This is a genomic window from Serratia sp. 25CWL12 (assembly GCF_055790885.1).
In genome coordinates, this window is record NZ_CM147698.1 from 3,428,901 (window position 1) to 3,446,652 (window position 17,752).

A 17,752-nucleotide genomic window follows, 5' to 3' on the forward strand; every position below is an offset into this window, starting at 1 on the left:
TCAGCGCACCTTCAGCGTCGCCAGGCCAATTAGCACCAGCATCAGCGAAATAATCCAGAAACGTACAATCACGCGGGGTTCTGGCCAGCCTTTCAATTCATAGTGATGGTGAATCGGTGCCATACGAAAAATACGTTGGCCACGGAGCTTGAATGATCCCACCTGTAAGATCACCGACAATGTTTCAACTACAAACACGCCCCCCATAATCACCAGCAAAAACTCTTGCCGTAACAGCACAGCAATGGTGCCCAGCGCCCCACCCAGCGCTAATGAGCCCACATCCCCCATAAACACTTGCGCCGGATAGGTGTTAAACCACAGGAAACCTAAACCGGCCCCAACAATTGCGGTACAAACGATAACCAGTTCACCGGCATGACGCAGATAAGGAATATGCAGATAGCTGGCAAAATTCATGTTACCGGTAGCCCAGGCCACCAACGCAAAACCAGCCGCAACCAATACGGTTGGCATAATTGCCAAGCCATCGAGGCCATCGGTGAGGTTAACTGCGTTACTGGTGCCCACAATCACAAAATACGCCAGCAACACATACAGCAAGCCAAGCTGTGGCACGATGTCCTTAAAAAATGGCACCACCAGCTCAGTGGCTGGCGTGTCTTTCCCAATGGCATACATGGTGAACGCTACAATCAGTGCAATCACCGATTGCCAGAAGTACTTCCAACGGGCAATCAACCCTTTGGTATCCTTGCGCACCACCTTGCGATAATCATCGATAAATCCAACGATACCGTAACCCACCAAGACAAACAGAACACACCACACGTAAGGATTGGAGGGGTAAGCCCACATCAGCACAGAAATAGTGATCGAGGTCAGGATCATGATCCCCCCCATCGTCGGCGTACCGCGTTTACTAAAATGCGACTCTGGCCCATCGTTACGCACCACCTGACCAAAGGAGAGCTCCTGCAACCGTTTGATCACCCGCGGCCCCATCCATAAAGAGATAAACAGCGCAGTCAACAGGCTGACAATGGCTCTGAACGTCAGATAAGAAAAGACGTTAAAACCTGAGTGATATTTGACCAAGTACTCAGCCAACCAAACTAACATGGTGCTTTCTCCTGTAACGCGCGTACTACCTGCTCCATTGCGGCACTACGTGAACCTTTGATTAACACGGTAATTACCGCATGTGCTGACAGTAATTCCGCTACTCGCGCGATCACTGCACTCTGATCCTGATAATGCTCACCGTTACCTGCGGCAGAACTCAGTATGCTACTCAACTTACCGACACTGATGACTTTATCGATACCCGCCAACTTGACAGCTTCACCGACCTGGCGGTGGCAAGCTTCAGCTTCAGTACCCAGCTCAGCCATATCACCCACCACCATCACGCGATAACCCGGCATCTCTGCCAAAACCTGTGCCGCCGCCTTCATGGAACCGACATTGGCGTTATAGCTGTCGTCCAGCAGCAGTTTGCCTTCCGCCAACATCACGGGGAATAAACGCCCCGGCACCGCCTGAAGCTGTTTCAACCCTGCGCTCACCGCCGCCAACGGGGCACCCACTGACATCGCCAAGGCCGCTGCCGCCAACGCATTGGCCACATTATGGCGACCCGGTAATGGCAACGTAATAGCGGTTGTACCAAATGGACTGTGTAAGGTGAAATCGGTCACACCGCCTTGCACCTGAATATCGCTGGCAAAAAAATCCACCGACTCCGCTGCCTGTGGGGAAAAACGCCACACTGTCTGCCCCTGCAACTGATGTTGCCAGTGTTGCCAGTCGTTATTCTCGGCATTGATGATCGCTACACCATCGGTTGGCAAACCCGAAAAGATCTCCCCTTTCGCTTGCGCCACCCCAGCCAGTGAACCGAAGCCTTCAAGATGTGCAGCTGACAGATTATTGACCAGTGCACTCTGCGGTTGCGTCAGTGCAGTGGTATAAGCAATCTCACCAATGTGGTTTGCACCCAATTCGATCACGGCAAAATCATGCTGTGGCTGCAAACGCAATAATGTTAACGGCACACCGATATCATTGTTAAAGTTACCTGCGGTATACAGCACCTCACCGCACTGACGCAGAATGGCCGCCGTCATTTCCTTCACGGAAGTCTTACCCGATGACCCGGTCAGTGCTACCACTTTGGCTGGCACCTGCTGACGCACCCAGGCAGCCAACTGCCCCAACGCTAAACGGGTATCGTTCACCACCAGTTGCGGGACCCCCACCAATAAGCGCTTACTCACCAGCAGAGCCCCGGCGCCCGCGGTTACCGCATCGTTGGCAAAGTCATGAGCGTCGAAACGCTCCCCTTTTAATGCCACAAACAGGCAACCAGGCGTCACCTGACGAGTATCGGTTGTCACCTCAGTAATTTGGCCATCGTCACCGATCAACTCGGCATCCAATACTGCCGCCAATGTCTGAAGAGTTAGCGTGATCATACCAGTAACCCCAGCAAGCGTGCGACCGTGGTACGATCGGAGTAATCCAACCGACGGTTCCCCACCAGTTGGTAATCCTCGTGGCCTTTCCCTGCCACCAATACCACATCTTGTTGTTTTGCTTGCATAATGGCACTGGTCACCGCTTCTGCACGGCCATGAATCACCTGCACACGCCCAGCATCAAGCAATCCGGCCAGAATATCGTTGATAATCGACTGCGGTTCTTCAGTACGTGGGTTATCATCGGTCACCACCACTCGATCAGCGAACTGCTCAGCAATGGCTCCCATAAGTGGGCGCTTACCTTTGTCGCGATCTCCCCCACAACCAAACACGCACCACAGTTGCCCCTGGCAGTGCAAGCGAGCAGCCTGTAAGGCTTTTTCCAGTGCATCAGGGGTGTGGGCATAATCCACCACTACCGTTCCTTTGCCTGGCGCATTAAACACTTCCATACGGCCACAAACCGGTTGCAATTGATCGGCCGACTTAACCAACTCATCAAGGGGATAGTCCAGCGACAGCAGCGTCGCCAAGGCCAGAATCAGGTTGCTCACATTGAATGCCCCCATCAGGCGGCTTTCTATCTTTCCATCACCCCAACTTGAGCTGAAATGGAAGGTGGCACCATTGTCGTGGTAATTTACCAGGGTAGTTTTCAGCCAACGACGAGCGTTGCCTGATGGCAGTTGATCTTCCATGGTAACAGCCACTGCATTTGGCAGTTTTGCGAGCCAGCGTTGCCCCACGGGATCATCAGCATTGATAATCATCTGCCCCACTTGATGGCCTGCGAACAGTGACCATTTAGCGGCTTCGTAACTGCCCATATCGCCATGGTAATCCAGGTGATCACGGCTCAAATTAGTGAATACGGCGGCAGCAAAGGGCAGCGCGGCCACACGGTGCTGCACCAAACCATGGGAAGAGACCTCCATTGCCGCCAAGGTGGCACCTTGTTCCACCAGGTCGCTCAGTACATGCTGTACATCAACCGCTGAACCGGTGGTATTTTCAGTGGGACAAACCTGGCCCAACAAACCATTCCCCACCGTTCCCATAACCGCAGCGGTTTCACCCAACAACTGACTCCATTGGGCCAGCAATTGCGTGGTGGTGGTTTTGCCGTTGGTGCCAGTCACACCAATTAAACGCAGACGCTCGGCGGGTTGATGGTAAAAACGCCCAGCCAGCGCCGACAGGCGTTGGTTGAGTTGGCTCAGATAAATCACCGGTACGCCATGGATTTGGCAAAGGGTACCATCTTCAGCCTGGCCCTCTGCCTCGGCAATAATGGCGGCAACGCCTTGCGCGATAGCTTGCGGAATATAACTGCGACCATCCGTTTGATGACCGACAACAGCAACAAACAGATCCCCGGCAGCTGCTATACGGCTGTCGAGTATCATCTCTTTAAGCTGGCACGCCGGTGCTTCTGGCACCCACGGCGCGAGCAAATCGCGCAAATTACGTTCTGCCACCTGGACCCTCTTTTTTATTGTTAATAACCAGTTCGCTTTTATCACCGGCAGGCAGAGCATCAGGCTGAATATTCATGATCCGTAATACTCCCCCCATGATGGCTCCAAACACCGGTGCAGAAATTGCACCACCATAATAACTCCCACCCTGCGGGTCATTGATGACCACCACCAGCGCAAAACGAGGTTGACTTGCCGGTGCCACACCGGCGGTATAGGCGATATATCTGTCCACATATTTGCCATCCGGCCCAACCTTCTTGGCGGTACCCGTCTTGATGGCAATACGATAGCCTTTGATGGCAGCCCTTGTCCCACCACCACCGGGTAACGCCACACTTTCCATCATGTGCATCACGGAACGCACTGTAGACTCAGGAAAAACTCGCTCACCAGCAACAGGAGGGTCAACTCTGGTGATCGACAGTGGGCGATAAATGCCCAGACTGCCGATCGTGGCATAGACTCGCGCTAACTGTAACGGTGTTACCATTAGCCCGTAGCCGAAAGAGAAGGTGGCCCTCTCTATGTCAGACCACCGTTGTTTTTTTGGGTATAAGCCACTGCTTTCTCCGACCAGCCCCAAGTTGGTCGTTTTTCCCAAACCAAAACGTGAGTAAGTATCTACTAACGCTGAGGAGGGCATCGCTAACGCCAGTTTTGAAACACCAACGTTACTCGACTTCTGTAAGATCCCGGTCAACGTCAATTCCGAATAGCGGGCCACATCTTTAATTTCATGGCCACTGATGCGATAAGGAATGGTATCGAGCACGCTGTTTTCTTTCACTACGCCATGCTGCAATGCCGTCATTACCACCATCGGTTTCACGGTAGAACCAGGCTCAAAAATATCGGTTATCGCACGGTTACGCATGGTATCTTTCGGCGTACCGGCCATATTGTTCGGGTTATAGGAAGGGCTATTGGCCATCGCCAGCACTTCACCGGTGTTAACATCCACCAATACCGCAGTACCTGACTCTGCCTTGTTGAAGGCGACGGCATTATCCAGCTCACGGTAAACCAGCGCCTGCAAACGCTCATCAATGCTTAATGCCAAGTTGTGCGCTGCTTGGCTATCAACAGAATCGATATCCTCAATAACACGCCCATAGCGGTCTTTACGTACAGTACGTTCACCAGGTTGCCCGGTCAGCCAGCGATCGAAGCTCTTCTCAACCCCTTCTATGCCGGCACCATCGATGTTGGTGACGCCGATGATATGTGCGGTGACTTGTCCTGCCGGGTAATAACGGCGTGACTCTTGGCGCAGATAGATACCAGGCAGTTTCAACTTGTGAATATAGTCACCAATAGCCGGATCAACCTGACGCGCCAGATAGACAAAACGCCCATTAGGGTTGGCATTAATCCGTTTGGCGAGTTGGTCCAGTGGGATTTTTAACGTATCGGAAAGCGCCTTCCACCGCGAATCCAGCGTGATACCACCACGCTCGTTAAGCTCCTTGGGGTCGGCCCAGATAGCATTCACCGGTACGCTGACGGCCAGTGGGCGACCAGAGCGATCACTGATCATACCACGTGCTGTTGGAACCTCTTGCACGCGCAGAGAACGCATATCGCCTTGTTTCACCAGTTGTTCGGGGTTGATCACTTGCAAATAAGTCATACGCAACACCAACCCCACCAGCGCGAACAAGATACAACTGCATAGCAACGCAAAACGCCAGTTAACAAAACTGGCCTGCTCTTCCTGGCGTTTCAATTTACCGGGGCTTACAGCTTTCATGCGTTACCTTTTACTCCAATTCAGCCAAACCATTCACGGTTTAACAATGATATTTTCCTGCGATGGATCAACATGTTGCATCTGCAGTTTTTCAGTGGCGATCCGCTCAACACGACTATGATCACCCAGTGCATTCTCTTCCAAAATCAGATTGCGCCACTCAATATCCAGCGCATCTTTCTCCAGCACCAGTTGTTCACGCTCAGCTGTCAGTAAACGGGTACGGTGCGCGGTAGTGACCACAAACATGGCTGAAACCATTACTGCAACTAATAAAATCAACGGGATCTTGGCATTACGCAGTAAATCACCGCCAATTACACCTGCCAGGCTGTGACGCTCATTGCCAATCACGCCGGCAACCTCTCAGCAACTCGCAGCACCGAGCTACGCGCTCGAGGGTTTTCCGCCACTTCCATTTCAGAGGGCATCATTTTGCCCAACGTTTTCAGCGTGCGCCCGCCCATCTCACGTAACTGTGCTTCCGTCAGCGGAATACCTGCTGGCACTTGCGCACCACGACTGTGATGACGCATAAAACGTTTGATGATGCGGTCTTCCAAAGAATGAAAACTGATGACGGATAAACGACCTTGTGGTGCCAGCACCGCCAGCGCCCCATTCAGCGCCCGTTCAATCTCTTCCAACTCACTGTTGATGTAGATACGGATGGCCTGGAAACTACGTGTAGCTGGGTGTTTATGCTTTTCACGAATCGGGCTAGCATTAGCGATCAGATCGGCCAATTGTTTGGTACGCGTCATGGGTTCTTGGCGATTTCTCTCCACAATGGCGCGAGCAATACGCTTGGCAAAACGCTCTTCACCAAAGGTTTTCAACACCCAGGCGATATCATCAGCCTCGGCCCTCATTAACCACTCAGCAGCAGATTGACCGCTGGAAGGGTCCATACGCATATCCAACGGTCCATCACGCATAAAGGAGAACCCGCGCTCGGCATCATCTAATTGTGGCGAAGAGACCCCCAAGTCGAGCAGCACACCATCAATTTTGCCCACCAGATCCCGTGTTTGCACATAACTCAATAAATCGGAAAACGGGCCATGTATGATAGTAAAACGGTTATCTTCAATAAGTTGGGCCGCTGCAATCGCCTGTGGATCGCGATCAATCGCCAACAGTTGCCCCTCCGGCCCCAATTGGGACAGAATCAGACGGGAATGACCACCGCGGCCAAAAGTACCGTCGATGTATATACCGTTACTGCGAATGTTGAGACCATTCACGGCCTCATCCAACAGTACGGTTTTATGTTCATAACTTGCTAACATGCTTATAGTGACAAGTCCTGTAGCCGCTCAGACAATGGTTCCTGAGCGAACTGTTCAGCGTCGATATCATCCTTGACTTGTTGATACCAGGTCTGTTCATCCCACAGTTCAAACTTGTTGAACTGCCCAACCAGCATCACTTCTTTGGTGAGCCCGGCATGTTGGCGCAGCGTACTGGCTAACAACAACCGACCGGCATTATCCATCTGACACTCACTGGCATGCCCCAAAAGTAAGCGCTGGACGCGACGCTCTGCGGGATTCATGCTCGAAAGACGGGACAATTTTTGCTCAATAATTTCCCACTGGGATAGTGGATAAAGCAGCAGACAGGGCTGATGGAGGTCGATGGTGCAAACCATTTGACCTTGCGACTCCTCATTCAGTAAATCCCGATAACGGGTTGGTACGGCAAGCCGACCTTTACTGTCGAGGTTAACCATCGTTGCCCCACGGAACATACCCGATCTACCCCCCTACGACCCTTTTCACCACTTTACACCACAATTTCCCACATAAGTGAGTTTACGGAGGGTATGAAAACCTTGTCAAGCCAGAGCAGTAGCGGTTTGGCAATATTTCTATCTTCATTCTGGGGGCTGGTTCACGGAAGGAACATTATTTGTTGAAGGTACGTAAATTAACACCATGATTAAATAGAGAAATTTTAAAATCGCAAAAAAACGACGAAAAAAAATACAATCTAGTCATTAAATAACTCATGACCTTCTTCTGTAATCCTGGTCTGATTTTCACCCTAACAGGATCAATCTCTCCCCTTCCAGTCATCTATCCCCCGGTTAATTACACGGTTCTACTTGTTACAATCATCAGGTTTAACAATTTGTTAGGAACTTGCTTCGTCGCGAAGCCGCATAAACTTGCAACCCGCTAAATGAGATAAATCCCAGTGGAAAACAATTAGTTACAATTAAGGGCAAATTATCTTACTTATTTTTTGGAAATCACCCCATTTGCCCTATCAACCCTGAGCAAATTCTCGCTGCTGTCTTACAAGAATCTGCCAAGTCGCCCCCCGCTGCTTAGGTGACGACGAAACTATCCTACTCCGATTGATTTACTTACGGCTCAGGCTACCACGCCGGAACAAATTACGACGGATACTCGTCATACCTGGCTTGGGTTTACGGGGCTCATCAAGACTGGCCAACACCAGTTCCAATACCCGCTCAGCCACCTCGCGATGCCGCTGAGCAACAGCAAGCACGGGGCACTCCAAGAAATCCAGCAATTCATGATCGCCAAAGGTGGCAATCGCCAACTCTGTCGGCAAGCGCCCGTACTGTTTCAAGGTCACATCCATGACCCCCTGCAACAAAGAGAACGAGGTGGTAAACAACGCCTGTGGCATCGGATGCGTTTTCAACCACTCTGCAAACAGTGCCCCAGAGGCTTCGCGTTCATAACTGTTGGCATAGAGATAGTCCACCTGGCGTTCATCATCCTGCCAAGCTTGGCGAAAACCTTGCTCACGCAGGAAACTGACCGAAAGCTCAGGTAACGCCCCCAGATAAAGCACCGATTTGGCAGGAAAGGCTCGTAATTCTTGCGCCAAGGCAAAAGCATCTTCCTGATCAGCCCCCACCACGCTGATAAAATGTTCTCTGTCCAAGGCGCGATCCAACGCGATAATCGGAAAAGGATCATTAGCCCAGCGTTGATAAAAAGGGTGCTCCGGCGGTAATGCCGTAGAAACGATAACCGCATCCACCTGACGTTGCAGCAGATGCTCAATACAACGCATCTCATTATCGGGTTGATCTTCTGAACAGGCGATCAACAATTGATAACCACGTTGACGCGCTTGCCGTTCGAGATAATTAGCAATACGGGTATAACTGGTATTTTCAAGGTCGGGTATCACCAAACCGATTGAACGGGTTCTACCCGCGCGCAACCCAGCCGCAACCGCATTGGGGTGATAATTATGCTCCCTGACCACAGCCATCACTTTCTCGACGGTTTTATCGCTGACGCGATACTGCTTCGCCTTGCCATTGATGACATAACTGGCCGTAGTGCGCGAAACACCGGCGAGCCGCGCGATTTCATCCAGTTTCACGTTAACCCCTTTAATAGCGCTGCAAATAGAACTGAAAATTGTGGAATTGTCTTTCCCTATGACTTCCTGATTGCAATCTACAAACGGTGATTTGTAACAGGCAGGATAAATAATCCCCTAAATTACAGTGGTTATTCAAACCACACTTTGCGATCTAACAGCAGAAAACTCCCGCTCGCAACTGCTTTTGCAGCAAGGCACCAACAAACAGGGAAAAAACCAATAAAAACAGGGGATGGCAAGCCACCCCCTGAAATAGAATTTGCCCAGTCTCACTCAAAGCGACAATCTCTTAGGCTGCGCCGACAATGCGCCGTGAGCACCGCTGGTGACCAACGAGGTAACTCAGCCTAACTGCAACTTGAATCAGCCAGGGATTTGTTGAGCCGTGTTAGCGCATAATCTTGTCACCACGGGAGACACCAACAATCCCCGAGCGCGCCACTTCAACAATTTCCGCTACATCGCGCACTGCGTTGAGAAATGCATCCAGCTTTTCGCTCGTACCGGCCAGTTGTACCGTGTAAAGCGCCGCAGTCACATCAACGATCTGACCACGGAAGATATCAGTACTACGTTTAACCTCTTCCCGTCCATAACCGTTGGCTTGCAGTTTCACCAGCATGATTTCACGTTCAACATGAGACCCAGGAAGAAGTTCAGTAACACGCAGCACATCCACCAGTTTGTGTAGTTGCTTCTCGATCTGTTCCAGGACTTTTTCATCCCCAACCGTCTGGATCGTCATACGTGACAATGTCGGATCATCGGTAGGTGCAACCGTCAAACTTTCGATATTGTAACCACGTTGGGAGAACAGCCCGACCACTCGGGACAAGGCACCAGATTCGTTTTCCAGTAATACAGATAAGATACGGCGCTTCATCAGGTTCTCTCCGTTTTGCTTAACCACATGTCATCCATGCTTCCGCCGCGAATCTGCATTGGATAAACATGTTCCGTTTCATCGACGGTGATATCGACAAACACCAGACGCTGTTTCTCAGCTAATGCCTGTGCCAACTTGCTTTCCAGTTCATCCGGCGTTTGGATGGCAATACCGACATGACCGTAAGCCTCCGCCAGCTTGACAAAATCAGGCAGTGAATCCATGTAAGACTGTGAATGACGTCCAGAATAGATCATGTCCTGCCACTGCTTGACCATACCGAGATAACGGTTATTCAAGTTAACCACCACCACCGGCAAATTGTATTGCAACGCGGTGGAAAGCTCTTGAATGTTCATCTGAATACTGCCGTCGCCAGTCACACACACTACCGTTTCGTCGGGTAGCGCCAGTTTCACGCCAAGTGCTGCTGGCAGGCCAAAGCCCATGGTTCCCAGGCCACCGGAATTAATCCAACGGCGAGGTTTATCGAACTGATAATAGAGCGCGGCAAACATCTGATGTTGCCCCACATCTGAAGTCACATAGGCTTCACCTTTGGTCAGGCGGTATAGCGTTTCAATCACTGCTTGAGGTTTGATGGTGCCACTGTTTTTGTCATAACTCAGGCAATCTTGCGCTCGCCACTGCTCAATGGTTTTCCACCAGTCACACAGCGCATCAACGTCTTGCCCTTTACCATCTTGCGGCAACAGATCCAACATTTGTGTCAGTACCTGCTTGGCATCCCCGACGATCGGAATATCGGCATCTACGGTCTTTGAAATGGAAGTCGGATCGATATCAATATGTAACACGGTGGCATTCGGACAATAGGTGGCCAGATTGTTGGTAGTTCGATCATCAAAACGCACCCCGACGGCGAAAATCACGTCTGAATGGTGCATGGCATTATTTGCCTCATAGGTGCCGTGCATTCCCAGCATACCCACGCTTTGACGATGTGCCCCCGGGAATGCCCCTAATCCCATCAAGGTACAGGTCACCGGTAAGTTCAGAGTTTCTGCCAGTTGCAGCAGCTCTTCATGACAGGCTGAATTAATTGCCCCGCCACCCACGTACATAATCGGTTTTTTAGCCGCCAGAATAGTCTGTAATGCCCGCTTTATCTGTCCTCGGTGACCTTGTACCGTCGGGTTATAAGAACGCATGCTGATATCTTGCGGGTAGGAATAAGGCATTTTAACGGCGGGAGAGACAACATCCTTGGGTAGGTCGACAACCACTGGCCCTGGACGCCCGGTAGCCGCCAGATAGAACGCTTTTTTCAATACCGTAGGGATATCTTCGGCACGCTTGACCAGGAAACTGTGTTTCACTATCGGGCGGGAGATCCCCACCATGTCGCACTCCTGAAAAGCATCATAACCAATCAGTGAAGTGGGAACCTGGCCGGAAAGGACCACCAGCGGAATGGAGTCCATATAAGCGGTGGCAATCCCGGTAATCGCGTTGGTGGCACCGGGGCCAGAGGTGACCAGCACCACCCCTACTTTGCCCGTTGCGCGCGCATAGCCGTCAGCCATGTGCACCGCCCCCTGCTCATGCCGCACCAGAATATGGTCAATCCCACCAACCGTATGCAAGGCGTCATAGATATCGAGCACCGTCCCGCCCGGATAGCCGAATATATGCTGAACGCCCTGATCAATTAATGATCGGACTACCATCTCAGCTCCTGACAACATTTCCATGGGTTTGCCTCCAGGCTTACAGAGCTTATCTGACGCTAAAACATAGCGCCCGTTACGGGGAATTACCCCAAAATATTATATATCCCCGTCACCATTCAAGCGGCTAGGGTTGTCGGCCGCAATCTGCATAAGCCTGAATACTTAATTAACACAATAAACCGGATTGACCAAGCACAGACCTCATCCATTGGTGGCCCTTATCACGCTCGGCAGACTCATGCCAAGAAAGATAACAGGTCACACTGTTTTTTTCCCAAGGTAATGCCAGCAATTTTAAGTTCAGCTCTTTGGCATGTTGCTCAGCAAACCAACGTGGGGTAATGGCTACCATTTCGGTCATTGCCACGATATTCAGTACACTGAACAGATCGGTACATTGCTGGGTAATGCTTCTTTGTAAAGCAGTATCAAGATAGTAGGGTTTACTGAAAGAGCAAAAGCGATCCATAGAGATGACGGCATGCTGCTCAGCGAGCATTTCCTCTTGCGTCACACTGCCCGCCAAGCGCGAGTGTGATTTAGCCGCTACCAGAGTGAGCTCATCGTCAAATAACGCGATACTTTTCAGTTCCGCATGCCCAAAATGGGTATAAGCGATCACAAACTCCGTTTCCTGATAACGTAATTGATGTTCGATATTATGGTTCAGATAAGACTGAGTCTGCAGTTGCACGCCCGGAGCCATTTCTTTGATACTATTAATTATTTTTGCAGTTAATCGAATATCCAATGGGCTGCAGATCGAGAGTTTGAAATGACGCTGACTGCTCAAAGCATCGAACCCAACGCCAGGCAATTCATTCTGCACCAGTTGCAACGCCTGGCGCACTGGGCCGAAGAGTTGATATGCACGTCTGGTGGGTTTTATGCCACGACCAAAGCGCACAAAAAGCTCATCATTGAACATCACCTTCAAGCGTGCCACTGCGTTACTCACCGCTGGTTGTGACATCCCTAATGAATTTGCCGCCCGTGTAATATTTTGCATTTGCATGACTGCATCAAAAACCGTCAGTAAATTAAGATCAACACCGCGCAAATTAATATCACTGGTCTTTTTTAATAAAATATCTTCTGAATTATTTTCGGACATTTCTAACCCCACTAAGTCCCATGCAGGTAATTATCAACATCTGACAGGAATAATATACTCAAGGTAACACCTAATCATTCCAACGCCATATGCTTGTTATACTTCAATTTGCCTGTACATTAGCGACATTCGAATCTACCACCGGTAAATTCATCACCCTAGGCACTCAGCTATCATGCTCTTGGACTTATAAAACCTCACCCTGATGCTCTCCATAGGTTAGCGCCAGCGCGGTTAAAATCGGCACTTGCTCGATCTTAACGACACTTAACGCCTTCCTATTAGTTCGAATTATTTAGTCTATATAGATATAAATAACTGATATAAAAAGCCAACTGATTGATGCTATCAATATAATTACTTGCGAAATTATACACATCGATCAGACTTACTCGATTTTTTGCTAATAGGAATTTAAACGCTGCCGCATTGATAATCAATCAAATAGCACAACATTCGTGTCATTTATGCTAAAAAAATCGCAATTTTAATTTTATTCCCATACCAAAATTGATGTAAATAGCAAACTGGCGACAAAAAATTAATAAATCACTCCGCTCCCTTGTTCAATCATCTCCTGCTGAAATAGTGTAAAACACGCTTTTTCATAGCTTAAAAAAACGCCACCTCAAAAGCATCAGCGAGATGAGTGAAGCCCATATTCCACTTTTTACACGCTTTTTTTCAATCATAAGTTGACATCGTACAGTCAATAAAGTATCAAATTAGGCAACGAAATATTTTTGAGAAGCTGACTGCTATGATCCGTTTTCACCGTCTACTAAGCCTACTACTAAACGCATTTTCTTTGCGCGGTATGCTGGTGGACGAGGTTCAAAGCTAACTCAGTCCAACCACTGTAGAAACCCGCGCTAATGCGCGGGTTTTTTTTTACCCGCTTAGCGTGAAAAAACACGACAAGGAACCAGCAGATGAGCCAACAAGTCATTATTTTCGATACCACATTGCGTGATGGAGAACAGGCACTGCAAGCCAGCCTGAGCGTTAAGGAAAAGATCCAGATCGCCATGGCGCTTGAGCGAATGGGGGTTGATGTGATGGAGGTCGGTTTTCCGGTCTCCTCACCAGGGGATTTTGAATCAGTACAAACCATCGCCCGTCAGATTAAAAATAGCCGAGTTTGCGGCTTGGCTCGTTGTGTCGATAAAGATATTGATGTCGCCGCTGAAGCATTACGCGTTGCCGAGGCATTTCGTATTCATGTGTTCCTGGCCACGTCTACCCTTCATATTGAATCAAAATTAAAACGTTCTTTCGATGAAGTCCTGGATATGGCCATTCGTTCCGTCAAACGAGCGCGCAACTATACCGATGATGTTGAATTCTCTTGTGAAGATGCGGGCCGTACTCCCATTGACAATTTGTGTCGCGTGGTAGAAGCCGCCATCAACGCCGGGGCGACGACTATCAACATTCCCGATACGGTCGGTTACACAACCCCCAATCAGTTTGGTGGCATTATCACTACCTTGTATGATCGCGTACCCAATATTGATAAGGCTATTATTTCTGTCCATTGCCACGATGACCTGGGCATGGCAGTAGGCAACTCTATTGCAGCAGTGCAGGCTGGGGCCCGTCAGGTTGAAGGGACCTTGAACGGCATTGGCGAGCGCGCCGGCAACTGTTCATTGGAAGAAGTGATCATGGCGATCAAAGTGCGCTCTGACCTCATGAAGGTGCACACCAACATCAACCACCAGGAAATTTACCGTACCAGCCAGTTAGTCAGTCAGTTATGTAATATGCCGATCCCGGCTAACAAGGCGATTGTGGGTGCCAACGCTTTTGCACACTCTTCCGGCATTCACCAAGATGGTGTCCTGAAGAACCGTGAAAATTACGAAATCATGACACCGCAAACCATCGGTCTGAAAGATGTGCAGTTAAATTTGACTTCACGTTCAGGCCGTGCGGCGGTAAAACACCGTATGGAAGAGATGGGCTATAAGGAGCAAGATTACGATCTGGACGATCTGTACAGCGCATTTTTGCAATTGGCCGACAAAAAAGGCCAGGTGTTTGATTACGATCTGGAAGCCTTGGCCTTCATCAATAAACAACAGGAAGAGCCAGAGCATTTCCGTCTGGAATATTTCAGTGTGCAGTCTGGCAGCAGCATAATGGCTACCGCATCTGTCAAAATGATGTGCGGCGATAAAGAGATAGCAGAAGCCGCGACGGGTAACGGTCCAGTGGATGCCGTCTACCAAGCGATTCACCGCATTACTGAATACCCGATTGAACTGGTAAAATATCAGCTCACCGCTAAGGGGCAGGGGCGAGATGCATTGGGGCAGGTTGATATCGTGGTCTCTTATCAAGGTCGCCGCTTCCATGGCGTCGGCTTGGCGACAGACATTGTGGAGTCCTCAGCCAAAGCAATGATGCACGCATTAAATAGTATCTGGCGCTCACAGCAGGTCGAAAAAGAGAAACAGCGTCTGCTGCAAACTAAACAGTAAAATAATCAGGAAACCATGTGAACATGACAAAGACTTACCATATTGCCGTCTTGCCCGGAGATGGCATCGGCCCAGAAGTAATGGTTCAGGCACATAAGGTGCTGGACGCAGTTCGCGAACGTTTTGGCATCCGCATTACCACTGACGAATATGATGTTGGTGGCGCGGCTATCGATCACCATGGCACTCCCCTGCCCGCGGCGACCTTGAGCGGCTGTGAGCAAGCTGATGCCATTCTGTTCGGTTCCGTCGGTGGCCCCAAGTGGGAACATCTGCCACCCGCAGAGCAACCTGAACGGGGTGCGCTGCTACCGTTGCGTAAACACTTTAAACTGTTCAGTAACCTGCGCCCTGCGCGGCTGTACCAAGGTTTGGAGGAGTTCTGCCCGCTCCGCGCCGATATTTCTGCACGTGGCTTCGATATTCTGTGCGTTCGTGAACTGACCGGGGGTATCTACTTTGGCCAGCCGAAAGGACGTGAAGGGCAAGGGATGCACGAGCGTGCGTTTGATACCGAGGTGTATCACCGCTTTGAGATAGAGCGTATCGCCCATATCGCCTTTGAAGCTGCCCGTAAGCGCCGCAGTAAAGTGACGTCCATTGATAAAGCCAACGTACTGCAAAGTTCGATTCTGTGGCGTGAAGTGGTCACCCAAGTGGCAAAGGATTATCCCGATGTCTCGCTGTCGCATATGTATATCGACAACGCCACCATGCAGTTAGTGAAAGATCCTTCGCAGTTTGATGTGTTGCTCTGTTCCAACCTGTTCGGCGATATCCTGTCGGATGAGTGCGCCATGATCACCGGCTCAATGGGCATGTTGCCTTCTGCCAGCCTCAACGAGCAAGGTTTTGGCCTATTTGAACCCGCTGGGGGGTCTGCTCCTGACATCGCAGGTAAAAATATTGCCAACCCAATAGCACAAATTCTGTCTGCGGCCCTGTTGCTGCGTTACAGCCTGGGTGCAGATGAAGCGGCAGATGCTATTGAGCGCGCGATCAATCAGGCATTGGAACAGGGTTACCGTACTGCCGATTTGGCTGGTGCAGGTAAAGCAGTAGGGACAAATGAAATGGGCGATATCATTGCTCGTTTAGTGGCTCAAGGGGCATAAATCATGGCCAAAACCTTATATCAAAAATTATACGACGCTCATGTCGTCCATGAAGCGCCAAACGAAACCCCGTTGCTCTATATCGACCGCCATCTGGTGCATGAAGTCACCTCTCCGCAGGCATTCGATGGTCTGCGCGCCATGGGGCGTAAAGTGCGTCAGCCAGGCAAAACCTTTGCCACCATGGATCATAACGTTTCAACCCAGACCAAAGATATCAATGCCAGTGGTGAAATGGCGCGTATTCAGATGCAAGAGTTGATGAAGAACTGCGCAGAATTCGGTATTTCACTGTATGACCTGAACCACCCTTTCCAAGGGATAGTGCATGTAATCGGCCCTGAGCAGGGGATGACGCTGCCAGGGATGACCATCGTCTGTGGCGACTCACATACGGCAACCCACGGAGCCTTTGGTGCATTAGCCTTTGGTATCGGCACCTCTGAAGTTGAACACGTATTGGCTTCTCAGACCTTGAAACAGGGCCGAGCCAAGGCGATGAAAATTGAAGTAACTGGCGACGCCGCGCCAGGCATTACGGCCAAAGATATAGTCCTGGCGGTCATCGGCAAAATTGGCAGTGCCGGTGGCACAGGCCATGTTGTCGAGTTCTGTGGTAAAGCCATCGAAAGCTTAAGCATGGAAGGCCGTATGACGCTGTGTAATATGGCAATAGAAATGGGGGCCAAGGCAGGTTTGGTTGCACCAGACGACACCACGTTCGATTACCTCAAAGGGCGTCAATTCTCCCCAACAGGTGAAAACTGGGAGCAGGCAGTGGCCTATTGGCGCGCTCTGAAATCTGACGCGGATGCCAAGTTTGATACCGTGGTGAGCTTGCGTGCAGAAGAGATCGCCCCCCAAGTCACCTGGGGAACCAACCCAGGCCAGGTCATTGCCATCGATCAGGTGATCCCTGCCCCTGAGTCATTCAGTGACCCGGTTGAACGTGCTTCTGCCGAGAAAGCACTGGCTTATATGGATCTGAAAGCCGGCATCAAATTGACCGACGTGCCAATCGACAAAGTCTTCATCGGCTCCTGTACCAATTCACGTATTGAAGATCTGCGTGCCGCTGCCGCTATTGCCAAAGGGCGCAAAGTCGCCGCTGGTGTGCAAGCCATTGTGGTACCCGGCTCTGGCCCAGTAAAAGCGCAGGCCGAAAAAGAAGGTCTGGACAAGATCTTTATCGAAGCCGGTTTTGAATGGCGTTTGCCTGGTTGCTCTATGTGCCTGGCGATGAACAATGACCGCCTGAATTCAGGTGAACGTTGTGCCTCTACCAGCAACCGTAACTTCGAAGGGCGTCAGGGCCGTGGTGGACGTACCCATCTGGTCAGCCCGGCAATGGCGGCTGCCGCTGCTGTTAGCGGCCATTTTGCCGATATTCGTGAATTGCACTAA

The 17,752-nt window shown here is 50.4% G+C and carries 14 protein-coding genes; 3 read left to right on the top strand and 11 right to left on the bottom strand.

All coding sequences use genetic code 11. From position 1 onward, the window contains the following. The 11 genes from mraY to leuO form a co-directional block, all read right to left on the bottom strand. Window positions 1-1,083, bottom strand: a complete 1,083-nt coding sequence (gene mraY / locus ACX9GV_RS14805) for a phospho-N-acetylmuramoyl-pentapeptide-transferase (protein ID WP_473196023.1) — start codon at window positions 1,081-1,083, stop codon at window positions 1-3. After that, complete coding sequence (murF, locus tag ACX9GV_RS14810) at window positions 1,077-2,438, bottom strand: UDP-N-acetylmuramoyl-tripeptide--D-alanyl-D-alanine ligase (protein ID WP_023488950.1); 1,362 nt, start codon at window positions 2,436-2,438, stop codon at window positions 1,077-1,079. The genes mraY and murF overlap by 7 nt, the downstream gene beginning before the upstream one ends. Then, on the bottom strand, window positions 2,435-3,922 hold the full coding sequence (murE, locus tag ACX9GV_RS14815) for a UDP-N-acetylmuramoyl-L-alanyl-D-glutamate--2,6-diaminopimelate ligase (RefSeq protein WP_473196024.1): 1,488 nt from the start codon (window positions 3,920-3,922) through the stop codon (window positions 2,435-2,437). Before murE ends, murF begins: the two co-directional genes overlap by 4 nt. After that, entirely contained in the window at window positions 3,909-5,675 is a 1,767-nt protein-coding gene (locus ACX9GV_RS14820) for a peptidoglycan glycosyltransferase FtsI (protein ID WP_023488952.1), read from the bottom strand. Before ACX9GV_RS14820 ends, murE begins: the two co-directional genes overlap by 14 nt. A 33-nt stretch (window positions 5,676-5,708) precedes the next feature. Beyond that, the gene (ftsL, locus tag ACX9GV_RS14825) at window positions 5,709-6,029 is read right to left on the bottom strand and encodes a cell division protein FtsL (protein ID WP_023488953.1); all 321 of its coding nucleotides are present in this window, start codon (window positions 6,027-6,029) and stop codon (window positions 5,709-5,711) included. Further along, window positions 6,026-6,967, bottom strand: a complete 942-nt coding sequence (rsmH, locus tag ACX9GV_RS14830) for a 16S rRNA (cytosine(1402)-N(4))-methyltransferase RsmH (protein WP_473196025.1) — start codon at window positions 6,965-6,967, stop codon at window positions 6,026-6,028. Before rsmH ends, ftsL begins: the two co-directional genes overlap by 4 nt. A gap of 2 nt (window positions 6,968-6,969) precedes the next feature. Beyond that, the gene (mraZ, locus tag ACX9GV_RS14835) at window positions 6,970-7,428 is read right to left on the bottom strand and encodes a division/cell wall cluster transcriptional repressor MraZ (protein ID WP_116726857.1); all 459 of its coding nucleotides are present in this window, start codon (window positions 7,426-7,428) and stop codon (window positions 6,970-6,972) included. A 617-nt stretch (window positions 7,429-8,045) separates the two neighbouring features. Then, the gene (cra, locus tag ACX9GV_RS14840; protein ID WP_473196026.1) at window positions 8,046-9,050 is read right to left on the bottom strand and encodes a catabolite repressor/activator; all 1,005 of its coding nucleotides are present in this window, start codon (window positions 9,048-9,050) and stop codon (window positions 8,046-8,048) included. 391 nt (window positions 9,051-9,441) lie between these two features. Further along, window positions 9,442-9,936 carry an acetolactate synthase small subunit gene (ilvN, locus tag ACX9GV_RS14845; protein ID WP_023492111.1) on the bottom strand — a complete coding sequence of 165 codons (495 nt, stop codon included), beginning with the start codon at window positions 9,934-9,936 and terminating at the stop codon, window positions 9,442-9,444. Continuing rightward, window positions 9,936-11,654: an acetolactate synthase 3 large subunit gene (gene ilvI, locus ACX9GV_RS14850; protein ID WP_473196027.1), complete on the bottom strand. Its 1,719-nt coding sequence runs from the start codon at window positions 11,652-11,654 to the stop codon at window positions 9,936-9,938. The genes ilvN and ilvI overlap by 1 nt, the downstream gene beginning before the upstream one ends. 145 nt (window positions 11,655-11,799) lie before the next feature. Next, window positions 11,800-12,747 carry a transcriptional regulator LeuO gene (gene leuO / locus ACX9GV_RS14855; RefSeq protein WP_473196028.1) on the bottom strand — a complete coding sequence of 316 codons (948 nt, stop codon included), beginning with the start codon at window positions 12,745-12,747 and terminating at the stop codon, window positions 11,800-11,802. Between the two features lie 932 nt (window positions 12,748-13,679). Between leuO and leuA the strand changes: the two genes are divergently transcribed. From leuA to leuC, 3 genes are read left to right on the top strand one after another with little or no spacing between them, the layout of a single operon-like run. Next, a complete protein-coding gene (gene leuA / locus ACX9GV_RS14860) occupies window positions 13,680-15,233 on the top strand; it encodes a 2-isopropylmalate synthase (protein ID WP_473196029.1) in 1,554 nt (517 codons plus the stop codon). Window positions 15,234-15,256: 23 nt separating this feature from the next. Continuing rightward, a complete protein-coding gene (gene leuB / locus ACX9GV_RS14865) occupies window positions 15,257-16,348 on the top strand; it encodes a 3-isopropylmalate dehydrogenase (RefSeq protein ID WP_023491724.1) in 1,092 nt (363 codons plus the stop codon). Between the two features lie 3 nt (window positions 16,349-16,351). Further along, window positions 16,352-17,752 (top strand): 3-isopropylmalate dehydratase large subunit, encoded by a 1,401-nt coding sequence (gene leuC, locus ACX9GV_RS14870; protein ID WP_473196030.1) that lies wholly within the window; start codon window positions 16,352-16,354, stop codon window positions 17,750-17,752.

Coding starts and splice junctions, on each gene's coding strand:
- mraZ (WP_116726857.1), bottom strand. CDS start 7,428: ATGTTCCGTGGGGCAACGATGGTTAACCTCGACAGTAAAGGTCGGCTT.
- mraY (WP_473196023.1), bottom strand. CDS start 1,083: ATGTTAGTTTGGTTGGCTGAGTACTTGGTCAAATATCACTCAGGTTTT.
- ilvI (WP_473196027.1), bottom strand. CDS start 11,654: ATGGAAATGTTGTCAGGAGCTGAGATGGTAGTCCGATCATTAATTGAT.
- ilvN (WP_023492111.1), bottom strand. CDS start 9,936: ATGAAGCGCCGTATCTTATCTGTATTACTGGAAAACGAATCTGGTGCC.
- leuA (WP_473196029.1), top strand. CDS start 13,680: ATGAGCCAACAAGTCATTATTTTCGATACCACATTGCGTGATGGAGAA.
- rsmH (WP_473196025.1), bottom strand. CDS start 6,967: ATGTTAGCAAGTTATGAACATAAAACCGTACTGTTGGATGAGGCCGTG.
- leuO (WP_473196028.1), bottom strand. CDS start 12,747: ATGTCCGAAAATAATTCAGAAGATATTTTATTAAAAAAGACCAGTGAT.
- ACX9GV_RS14820 (WP_023488952.1), bottom strand. CDS start 5,675: ATGAAAGCTGTAAGCCCCGGTAAATTGAAACGCCAGGAAGAGCAGGCC.
- leuB (WP_023491724.1), top strand. CDS start 15,257: ATGACAAAGACTTACCATATTGCCGTCTTGCCCGGAGATGGCATCGGC.
- murF (WP_023488950.1), bottom strand. CDS start 2,438: ATGATCACGCTAACTCTTCAGACATTGGCGGCAGTATTGGATGCCGAG.
- leuC (WP_473196030.1), top strand. CDS start 16,352: ATGGCCAAAACCTTATATCAAAAATTATACGACGCTCATGTCGTCCAT.